This window comes from Kitasatospora sp. cg17-2, from assembly GCF_054031055.1.
Window position 1 is genome coordinate 7,149,618 of record NZ_CM132923.1, and the last position, 11,221, is coordinate 7,160,838.

The following is an 11,221-nucleotide window of genomic DNA, read 5'->3' on the forward strand; positions in this document are numbered from 1 at the left end:
GATACGAGGAAGAACCCCATGTCGAACGACGACAAGCTGCGCGACTACCTCAAGCGCGTCACGGCCGACCTCCAGCAGACCAAGCGCCGCCTGCGCGACGTCGAGGCCCGGCGCACCGAGCCGATCGCCATCGTCGGGATGGCCTGCCGGCTGCCCGGCGGCGTCGCCTCCCCGGCCGACCTGTGGCGCCTGGTCCACGACGGCACCGACGCCATGGCCCCGTTCCCCCGTGACCGGGGGTGGGACGTGGACGGCCTGTACGACGCCGACCCGGACGCCGCCGGGAAGACCTACGCCGAGGAGGGCGGTTTCCTCGCCGACCCGGGCGGCTTCGACGCCGCGCTGTTCGGGATCTCCCCGCGCGAGGCGCTGGCGACGGACCCGCAGCAGCGGCTGCTGCTGGAGACCTCCTGGGAGGCCCTGGAGCGGGCCGGCATCGACCCGGCCTCGCTCAAGGGGCAGCCGGTCGGCGTCTACGCGGGGCTGATGTACCACGACTACGCGCACCACGTGCTCAACCTCCCGGAGGGCCTGGAGGGGTACTTCGGGATCGGCAACTCGGGCTCGGTCGCCTCCGGCCGGGTCTCCTACACCCTCGGTCTCGAAGGCCCGTCGGTGACGGTGGACACCGCCTGCTCCTCCTCCCTGGTCGCCGTCCACCTGGCCGCGCAGGCGCTGCGCGACGGCGAGTGCACGCTCGCCCTGGCCGGTGGGGTCGCCGTGATGGCCACGCCGGAGGTGTTCGTCGACTTCGCCACCCAGCGCGGCCTGGCGCGCGACAGCCGCTGCAAGGCGTACGCGGACGGTGCCGACGGGACCGGCCTGGCCGAGGGCGTGGGCCTGGTGCTGCTGGAGCGGCTGTCGGACGCGCGGCGGCTGGGGCACGAGGTGCTGGCGGTGGTCCGGGGTTCGGCCGTGAACCAGGACGGTGCGTCCAACGGCCTCACCGCCCCGAACGGTCCCTCGCAGGAGCGGGTGATCCGGGCCGCTCTCGCCAATGCCCGGCTGACGGCGGCGGACGTCGACGCGGTGGAGGGGCACGGGACGGGGACCTCGCTGGGCGACCCGATCGAGGCGCAGGCGGTGCTGGCCACCTACGGTCAGGGCCGTCCGGCCGAACAGCCGCTGTGGCTGGGGTCGTTGAAGTCCAACCTCGGGCACACCCAGGCCGCGGCCGGTGTCGCCGGTGTGATCAAGATGGTGGAGGCGCTGCGGCACGGAGTGCTCCCGAAGAGCCTGCACATCGACACACCCACCTCGAAGGTGGACTGGGACTCGGGCGCGGTCGCGCTCCTCACCGAACGCCGCGACTGGCCGGAGGTCGACCGGCCGCGCCGGGCCGCCGTCTCCTCGTTCGGCGTCAGCGGCACCAACGCCCACGTCATCCTGGAGCAGGCCCCGGCCGGGGACGAAGCGCCGCGGCCGGACGCCGAACCCGCCTTCGCGGCAACGCCGTTGGTCCTGTCGGCCGCCTCCGAGGACGCGCTGCGCGCCCAGGCCGGCGCCTGGGGCCGGCTCCTGGCCGAGCAGCCGGACACCGGCCTGGCCCGTACGGCTCGCACCCTCGTCACCGCGCGGGCCGCGCTGGAGCAGCGCGCGGTGGTGGTGGCCGCCGACCGCGCGGACGCGGCGGCGGCGCTGGACGCGGTGGCACGGGGGGAGGAGGCGGCGGGTGTCGTCTCCGGTCGGGCGGAGGTGAGTGGTCGGTCGGTGTTCGTCTTCCCGGGGCAGGGTTCGCAGTGGGTGGGGATGGGTCGGCGGTTGCTGGCCGAGTCGGCGGTGTTCGCGGAGGCTCTGGGTGAGGTCGGTAAGGCTCTGGAGCCTTATGTCGACTGGTCGTTGCTGGATGTGGTGAACCAGGTGCCGGGTGCCGCCTCGCTGGAGCGGGTGGACGTGGTGCAGCCGGTGTCGTTCGCGGTGAACGTCGGTCTGGCCCGTCTGTGGGCGTCGCTGGGGGTCGTGCCGGACGCGGTGGTGGGCCACTCGCAGGGGGAGATCGCGGCGGCGCACGTCGCGGGGATCCTCTCGCTGGAGGACGCGGCGGCGGTGGTGGCGCTGCGCTCGCAGGCCATCGCTCGCGGTCTGGCGGGACGCGGGGGCATGGTGTCGGTCGGGCTGCCGCTCGCGCAGGTGAGTGGCGTGCTCCCCGCCGGGGTGGAGGTCGCGGCCGTGAACGGCCCCACTTCGGTGGTCGTCGCCGGCGACCCGGCGGGCCTGGACACTCTGGTGGCCGCGTACGAGGAGCAGGGCGTTCGGGTGCGCCGGATCCCGGTGGACTACGCCTCGCACACCGCCCATGTGGAGTCGATCGAGGCCGAACTCGCGGAGCTGCTGGGTGCCGTGAAGCCGCAGCCGGCCGTTGTCCCCTTCCTGTCGACGGTCGAGAACCGTTGGGTGGAGGGTCCGGAGCTGGACGCCGGGTACTGGTACCGCAATCTGCGACAGACCGTGCGCTTCGCCGAGGCCGTCGACACGCTGGCGGGCGAGGGCTTCCGGGCCTTCGTGGAGGTCAGCGCGCACCCGGTGCTCGCGCATGCCGTCGTGGAGGCGCTGGAGGAGGCGGTCGAGGCGCCGACCGTCGTCACCGGGACCCTGCGGCGCGAGGACGGGGGCTGGGACCGCGTCCTGCTCGCCGCCGCCGAACTCCACGTCCACGGCGTCGCCGTCGACTGGTCCCCGGCCTTCCCGGACACCGCCCCCCTGCCCGCCTCCGAACTGCCCACCTACCCCTTCCAGCACCGGCGCTACTGGCTGGAGACCCGCCCCGCCACCGACGTGGGCGCCGCCGGGCTGGCGCCCGTCGGGCACCCGCTGCTGGGCGCGGTGGTGCAGCTGCCCGAGGGCGGGACGCTCCTCACCGGACGGCTCGACCCGAAGGACCACCCGTGGCTCGCGGACCACGCCGTCGCCGGCACCGTCCTCGCCCCGGGGGCCGCGCTGCTGGAGCTGGCCTCGCGGGCCGGCGACGAGGCGGGCACGCCCGCCGTCGAGGAGCTGGTGATCGAGGCCCCGCTGCTCGTCCCCGGGCGCGGCGCCCTGCAGCTGCACCTGCGGGTCGACGTGCCGGAGGACGACGCCCCCGACAGCCGTCGGCCGTTCGCCCTGTACTCGCGTCCCGAGGACGGCGAGGGCGGCGCCTGGACCAGGCACGCCACCGGTTTCCTGGGCGGTGAGCGGGCGCCGGACACCGTCGCCCCCGGCGCGTGGCCGCCGGCCGGCGCGGAGCCGGTCGCCCTGGACGGCTTCTACGAGCGGCTGGCCGACCGGGGCTTCGGCTACGGACCGGCGTTCCAAGGACTGCGGGCCGTCTGGCGGTCGGGCGAGGAGGTGCACGCCGAGGTGACCCTGCCCGCGGGCCGGGCCGCCGAGGACTTCGGCATCCACCCGGTGCTGTGGGACGCCGCTCTGCAGGCCACCAACTTCCTGGGCATCGCCGAGCCGGAGCCGGGTCACGTCCTGCTGCCGTTCGCCTGGAACGACGTGGCGGTCTTCGCCACGCGCCCCACCGCCCTGCGGGTGCACGCCCGGCAGACCGGCCCGCACGCGTTCTCGCTCGTCCTCACCGACCCGACCGGCGGACCGGTGGCCTCGGTCGGCTCCCTGTCGCTGCGGCAGGTGCCGGTCGACCGGCTCGCCGGCCTCGGCGGGGCCGCCGCCGACCTCCTCTACCAGGTGGACTGGACGCCTCTGGCCCTGCCCGCCGACGCCGCCGGTGCCGTCGCCCCGGCGGTGCTGGACCTGACCGCCGACCCGGCCGAGGGGCCCGAGGACGCCCGGGCGCTGGTCGGCCGGGTCTCGGAGTTCCTGCACCGGGGACTCACCGATCCCGCCCGGAGCGGGGAGCCGCTGGCCGTCGTGACCGGGCTCCCGGACGCGGATCCGGCGGTCAACGCGGTGTGGGGGCTGGTCCGTTCGGTCCAGCACGAGCAGCCCGGCCGGGTCGTGCTCCTCGGTGGCGAAGGGACGGGCTTCCCCGCCGCGGCGGTGGACCCGTCGGTGCTGGGCGGCCTGCTGGCCTCGGGCGAGACCCAGGCGCTCTGGCGCGACGGGATCGTCGCGGTGCCGCGCCTGGTGCGTGCCGAGGTGCGTGCCGAGGTGCCTGCCGAACCGTCCGCCGAACTGCCCGCCGGTACCGCTCCGGTGCTGGATCCGGCGGGGACGGTGCTGGTGACCGGGGGGACGGGGACGCTGGGCGGGCTGGTGGCCCGGCATCTGGTGGAGTCGCACGGGGTGCGGCATCTGCTGCTGGTGAGCCGTCGGGGTGCGCAGGCGCCGGGTGCGGCGGAGCTGGTCGCGGGGATCGAGGCGCTGGGTGCGTCGGTGGAGGTGCTGGCGGCCGATGTGTCGGAGCGCTCCGTGGTCGACGAGCTGGTGCGTCGGGTCCCGGCGGAGCATCCGCTGACGGCGGTGGTGCACACGGCCGGTGCGCTGGCCGACGGCGTCTTCGAGGGGCGGTCCGCCGAGCGGCTGGGGGAGGTGTTCGCCCCGAAGGCGGAGGCGGCCTGGCACCTGCACGAGGCGACCAGGGGCCTGGGTCTGGCGGCGTTCGTCCTCTTCTCCTCGGGCGCGAGTGTGTTCGGCAGCGCCGGACAGAGTCTGTACGGGTCGGCGAACGGCTTCCTGGACGGGTTGGCCGGGTGGCGCAGGGCGCAGGGTCTGCCGGCGGTCTCGCTGGCCTGGGGTCTGTGGGCGCAGGCCAGCGGTCTGACCGGCCACCTGGGCGAGGCCGACCGGGCCCGGCTGGCCCGGGGCGGTCTCAAGGCCCTGGCGACGGAGGAGGCGCTGGCGCTGTTCGACGCCGCGCTGCGTTCCCCGGAGGCGCTGCTGGTGCCGACCCGGCTGGACCGGGAGGCGCTGCGCAAGCAGGCGGCGGGCGGCGAGCTGAACCCGCTGCTGCGCGGTCTGGTCCGCACTCCCCGCCGCACCGCCGCCACCGGCGCGCCCGCCGACGACGCGGCGGACTTCGCCGCCCGGCTGGCCGCGCTGCCGGAGCGCGAGCAGCACCGCGAGGTCCTCGACCTGGTGCGCTCCGCCGCCGCCGCCGTTCTTGGGCACCCGTCCAAGGACGCCGTCGCCGCCGCCCAGGCCTTCAAGGAGACCGGGTTCGACTCGCTCGGCGCGGTGCAACTGCGCAACCGGCTGGCCCGGGCGACGGGCGTCCGGCTCCCGGCGACCCTGGTCTTCGACCACCCGACCCCGCTCGCGCTCGCCCGCCATCTGCGGTCCGAGCTGCTGCCGGAGCCGGCGGCGGGTCCGGCGGCCTTGACCCCCGGGCCGCGTCCGGCCGGGCCGGACGCGGGACCCGTGCCCGTGGAGGGGCCCGCCATCGCGGACCTGGACATCGACGGCCTCGTCGCCCGCGCCCTGCGCGGCCGGGGCTGAGACCGCCCACCCGACCGCGCTCACCGACCCACGCCCGTTCGTCCGCGCTCGGCGCCCGGCGTACCTTTCGAAAGGCTGACATGACGACCACCAACGACGGCGCGGCCGCCACCGACCAGACGGCGAGGCTGGTCGCGGCACTGCGGGCCGCGCTCCAGGACAATGAACAACTCGCGGCGGAGAAGGCCGCGTTGGAGGCGGCTGCCAACGAGCCGATCGCCATCGTCGGGATGGCCTGCCGGCTGCCGGGCGACGTCGCCTCCCCGGCCGACCTGTGGCAGCTGGTCGCCGACGGACGCGACGGTGTGGGCGAGTTCCCCGAGGACCGGGGCTGGGACCTCGACGGACTCTTCGACCCAGACCCGGACCGGGCCGGCCGCTCCTACGTCCGCGAGGGCGGATTCCTGCACGGCGCAGCCGACTTCGACGCCGCCTTCTTCGGGATCTCGCCGCGCGAGGCGCTCGCCATGGACCCGCAGCAGCGGCTGCTGCTGGAGACCTCCTGGGAGGCCCTGGAGCGGGCCGGACTGGACCCGGCCGGCCTGCGCGGCACGGCGGTCGGCGTGTTCTCCGGCGTCATGTACCACGACTACGCCACCGGCCCGGGAAGCGTGCCCGCCGGCCTCGAAGGCTTCCTCGCCACCGGCACCTCCGGCTCCGTGGCCTCGGGCCGGGTCTCCTACACCCTCGGCCTGGAGGGGCCCGCGATCACCGTGGACACCGCCTGCTCCTCCTCGCTGGTCGCCGTGCACCTGGCCGCCCAGTCGCTGCGCGGCGGCGAGTCGACGCTGGCGCTGGCCGGCGGTGTCGCGGTGATGTCCCAGCCCTCGCCGTTCGTGGAGTTCTCCCGGCAGCGCGGTCTGGCGACCGACGGGCGCTGCAAGGCCTTCGCGGACGCCGCCGACGGCACCGGCTGGGCGGAGGGCGTGGCGGTCCTCGTCCTGGAACGGCTGTCGGACGCGCGGCGGCTGGGGCACGAGGTGCTGGCCGTGGTCCGGGGCTCGGCCGTCAACCAGGACGGCGCGTCCAACGGCCTCACCGCGCCCAACGGGCCCGCCCAGCAGCGGGTGATCCGGGCGGCTCTCGCCAACGCCCGGCTGACGGCCGCCGACGTCGACGCCGTCGAGGCGCACGGCACCGGCACCCCGTTGGGCGACCCGATCGAGGCGCAGGCGGTGCTGGCCACCTACGGTCAGGGCCGTCCGGCCGAACAGCCGCTGTGGCTGGGGTCGTTGAAGTCCAACCTCGGGCACACCCAGGCCGCGGCCGGTGCGGCCGGTGTGATCAAGATGGTCGAGGCGCTGCGGCACGGCGTGCTGCCGCGGACCCTCCACGTGGACGCGCCGACCACCCAGGTCGACTGGTCGGCCGGGGAGGTGCGGCTGCTGACGGAGGCCCGGCCGTGGCCGGCGGCCGACCGCCCGCGCCGGGCCGCGGTGTCGGCCTTCGGGGTGAGCGGCACCAACGCCCACATCATCCTGGAGGAGGCGCCCGCCGCCGAGCCCGCCGCCGAGTCCACTTCCGAGCCCGCCGCCCCCGAGCCCGTCGCCGTCCCCTGGCTGCTGTCCGCCGCTTCCGCCGGCGCCCTGCGGGCCCAGGCGGAGCGGCTGCTCGACTACACCGAGGCACGCGGCCCGGCACCCGCCGACGCGGCCCGCACGCTGGCCGAGGCCCGGACACTGCTGGCGCACCGCGCCGTCGTGGTGGCGGACGCGCTCGACGGTCACCGCACCGGCCTGGCCGCCCTCGCGGGCGACGCCGCCTCGCCCGCCCTGGTCACCGGCGCGGCGGACGTCGCCGGGCAGACCGTCCTCGTCTTCCCGGGGCAGGGTTCGCAGTGGGTGGGGATGGGGCAGCGGCTGCTGGCCGAGTCGGCGGTGTTCGCGGAGGCTCTGGGTGAGGTCGGCAAGGCTCTGGAGCCTTATACCGACTGGTCGTTGCTGGATGTGGTGAACCAGGTGCCGGGGTCCGCTTCGTTGGAGCGGGTGGATGTGGTGCAGCCGGTGTCGTTCGCGGTGAACGTCGGTCTGGCCCGTCTGTGGGCGTCGCTGGGTGTGGTGCCGGACGCGGTGGTCGGTCACTCGCAGGGGGAGATCGCGGCGGCGCACGTCGCCGGGATCCTCTCGCTGGAGGACGCGGCGGCGGTGGTGGCGCTGCGCTCGCAGGCCATCGCCCGCGGTCTGGCGGGACGCGGGGGCATGGTGTCGCTCGGGCTGCCGCTCGCCCGGGTGGTCGACCGGCTTCCCGCCGGGGTGGAGGTCGCGGCCGTGAACGGCCCCACTTCGGTGGTCGTCGCCGGCGACCCGGCGGGCCTGGACACTCTGGTGACCGCCTTCGAGGAGCAGGGCGTTCGGGTGCGCCGGATCCCGGTGGACTACGCCTCGCACTCCTCGCACGTGGAGTCGATCGAGGCCGAACTCGCCGAGCTGCTGGTTTCGGTGAGGCCGCAGCCGGCCGCCGTCCCCTTCCTGTCCACGGTCGAGAACCGTTGGGTGGAGGGTCCGGAGCTGGACGCCGGCTACTGGTATCGCAATCTGCGGCAGACCGTGCGCTTCGCCGAGGCCGTCGAGACCCTCGCCGCCGCCGAGTACCGGGCGTTCGTCGAGGTCAGTGCCCACCCCGTGCTCGCGCACGGCCTCGTCGAGGCCCTGGAGGCGGCCTCCGTGCGCGACGCGGCCGTCACCGGCACCCTGCGCCGCGACGAGGGCGGCTGGGACCGCGTCCTGCTGTCGGCCGCCGCGCTGCACGTCCGCGGCGTGGAGGTCGACTGGTCGGCCTCCTACGCGGGCGCCGGCACCCTCCCCGCCTCCGAGCTTCCGACCTACCCCTTCCAACACCGGCACTACTGGCTGGAGTCGGTGCCCGTGACGACCACCCCCGCAGGAGATTCCCCGATGGCCACCGAGACCGAGCCCGACACTGTCGTCGAGGAGGCGCCCGGCGCCGCCCTCGCCCGCCGACTGGCGGACGCCGCCCCGGAGGAGCGCCAGGCCGTGCTGGTCGACGTGATCCGGACGGAGGTCGCGTCCGTCCTCGGGCACGAGGACACCGGTGAGATCGGGGCGGACGCCGTCTTCTTCGACATCGGCTTCGTCTCGCTGACCGCCGTCGAACTGCGCAACCGCCTCCAGAACGTCACCGGGCTCGAACTGCCCGCCCTGCTCGCCTTCGACCAGCCCACCCCGGAGCGGCTCGCCGGCCACCTCCTCGCCCTGTTCGACGAGTCCGGGGCCGACGAGGCCGGGGACGGCGAGGCCGGGGACGGCGAGGCCGGGGCCGATGTGACCGTGCCCGCCGACACCGTGCCCGCCGAGCAGCGGACCGAAGGGAAGTGACCGCCGTGTTCGACACCACCGCCTACCTCAAGGCCCTCGACTACGACGGCCCGCTCGACCCCACCGCCGACACCCTGCGCGAGCTGCACCGGCGCCACCTGATCGCGATCCCGTACGACTCCTCGCTCAACACCGCGCGCGGCGAGTCCCTCTGGGCGGGCGTCGACATCGACCTCGACGCCGTGTTCGACGCCGTCGTGCTCGGCGGCCGGGGCGGCGTCTGCTACGAACTGAACGGGCTCTTCCTCGCGCTGCTGCGCGAACTCGGTTACGAGACCGGGCTGTTCTCGGCCGGGATCCGCCAGGTGGACGACACCTTCGGCCCGGACCTGGAGCACGTCCTCGGCTTCGTCCGGCTGGACGGCGACCTCTGGCTGGTCGACGTCGGCTTCGTCGGCCCGTCCTACCTGGAGCCGCTGCGGGTGGTGCCCGACGAGGTGCAGCCGCAGTTCGGCACCGACTTCCGCGTCGTGCGCGCGGACACCGGCCACCACGTGGTGCAGCGCCGGGGCAAGGTCGGCGACTGGCGCGCCGTCTACCGGTTCCACTCCCGGCCGCGCGCCTTCGCGGAGTGGCTGGTCCCCTCGCCGGAGCTGGACCGGTTCGCCCGGGCCCTGGCCGGCTCCGGCATCGTGGTGCGCGGCCGGGCCTTCGAGGGCGGCCAGCGGATCCTGATCGGCACCCGGCTGGTCGTCGTCGAGGACGGCACCGAGCGGCTGCGCGGCCTCGCCGACCCGGCGGAGCACGCCCGGGTGCTCGCCGAGATCCTGCGGAAGGACGCGGCCACCGCATGAGCGCTCCCGTCCGCACCGACACCGACACCGACACCGCCGCCGCGAACAACGGCAACGGCGACGGCCCCGACACCGACGTCGCGATCGTCGGCTACGGGCCGGTCGGCCAGACCGCCGCCCTGCTGCTGGCCGCCCGCGGCCACCGGGTCACCGTCCTGGAGCGCTTCGCCCGGCCCTACCCGATGCCGCGGGCGGTCTCCTTCGACGGCGAGTCCGCCCGCATCCTCGCCGCCACCGGCGTGGGCGCGGCCCTGGACGAGCACGTCGAGTCCTCCCGGGACTACGTCTGGCACAACGCCGACGGGCAGAGCCTCTTCCGGGTGGACGTCGAGGACACCGGCCGCTCCGGCTGGCCCGACTCCAGCGCCGTCTACCAGCCGGGCCTGGAGGCCGCGCTGGCCGCCCACGGCGAGCGGTACCCGACGCTGCGCGTCCTGCGCGGCCACCGGGTGACGGCGCTCGCCGACCGGGGCGACACGGTCGCGCTCACGGTCGAAGGACCGACGACCGGCCCGTCGGGCGGCCCGCTCACCGCCCGCTGGGTGATCGGCTGCGACGGCGCCAACAGCGTGGTGCGCGAGGAGGCCGGGCTGACCGCCACCGACTTCGCGTTCTTCAACGACTGGCTGACCTGCGACGTCGTCCCGCACGACGGCCGGGAGTTCGTCCCCAACAACCTCCAGGTCTGCGACCCGGCCCGGCCGCGCACCGCCGTCTCCGCCGGGCCGGGCCACCGGCGCTGGGAGTTCATGCGGCTCGACCACGAGTCGCCGGAGGAGTTCGGCAGCGAGGCCAACGTCTGGAAGCTGCTCTCGCTGTTCGACATCGACCCCGGCAACGCCACCCTGCTGCGGCACGCCGTCTACACCTTCCAGGCACGCTACGCGGACCAGTGGCGGCGCGGCCGGGTGCTGATCGCCGGGGACGCCGCCCACCTGATGCCGCCGTTCGCGGGGCAGGGCATGTGCTCGGGCTTCCGGGACGCCGCCAACCTCGCCTGGAAGCTGGACCTGGTGCTCACCGGCCGGGCCGGCGACGGGCTGCTCGACAGCTACACCGCCGAGCGGCGCGAGCACGTGCGGCACGCGCTCACCATGTCGATGGACCTGGGCCGGGTCATCTGCCAGACCGACCCGGCCGCGGCCCGCGACCGCGACACGGTCATGCTGGCCGCCCAGGAGCGCGCCCGGCAAGGCGCGGCGGTCGGCGCGGCCCGGCCGCGCACCCCGGTCCAGCCGCTCACGGCGGGCCTGCGGTACGGCGGCGGGCCGGCCGGCGACCTGGTCGTGCAGGGGCGGGTGACGGCGGCCGGCCGGCCCGCCGGGCTCTTCGACGACGTGGTGGGGCGGGGCTTCGTGCTGCTCACCACCGAGCCGCCGGAGAGCCTGCTCACCGCCGGGGACCGCGCCTGGCTGGCCGACCTCGGCGGTCACGCGGTGAGGGTGCTCGCCGCCACCGACGAGGAGCCCCCGGCGGGCGCGGTGGGTGACACCGACGGGGTGTACCTGCCGTACCTGGCCGGGGCCGGGGCGGTCGCGGTACTTGTCCGGCCCGACTTCTACGTCTACGGCGCGGCGGCGGACCGGACGGAGCTGGCCGCGCTGCTCGGGGCGCTCCGCACCGACCTCGCCGCCTGACGGCCCGCCCCGCTCCCGCCCTCTACCGCCCCCGCACGTGCTGACGGCCCGCTCCCCTCCGCGAGGGAGGAGC

General features: G+C 75.6%; 2 protein-coding genes and 2 pseudogenes. All 4 read left to right on the plus strand.

The genetic code is table 11. The features are described from left to right. Nucleotides 1-36: 36 nt before the first annotated feature. Nucleotides 37-3,618: pseudogene (locus ACW14Y_RS30180) on the plus strand (type I polyketide synthase); the annotation flags it as partial. A 528-nt stretch (nucleotides 3,619-4,146) separates the two neighbouring features. Further along, nucleotides 4,147-8,588, plus strand: a pseudogene (locus tag ACW14Y_RS30185) (type I polyketide synthase); the annotation flags it as partial. 134 nt (nucleotides 8,589-8,722) lie between these two features. Then, nucleotides 8,723-9,511, plus strand: coding sequence for an arylamine N-acetyltransferase family protein (locus ACW14Y_RS30190; protein WP_380306875.1), 789 nt, complete (start codon nucleotides 8,723-8,725; stop codon nucleotides 9,509-9,511). Beyond that, nucleotides 9,508-11,148 (plus strand): bifunctional 3-(3-hydroxy-phenyl)propionate/3-hydroxycinnamic acid hydroxylase MhpA, encoded by a 1,641-nt coding sequence (mhpA, locus tag ACW14Y_RS30195; protein WP_456984017.1) that lies wholly within the window; start codon nucleotides 9,508-9,510, stop codon nucleotides 11,146-11,148. The genes ACW14Y_RS30190 and mhpA overlap by 4 nt, the downstream gene beginning before the upstream one ends. The last annotated feature ends 73 nt before the right edge of the window (nucleotides 11,149-11,221 follow it).

What these genes read in the sequence shown, in the direction of transcription:
- mhpA (WP_456984017.1), top strand. Translation starts at nt 9,508, where the DNA reads ATGAGCGCTCCCGTCCGCACCGACACCGACACCGACACCGCCGCCGCG.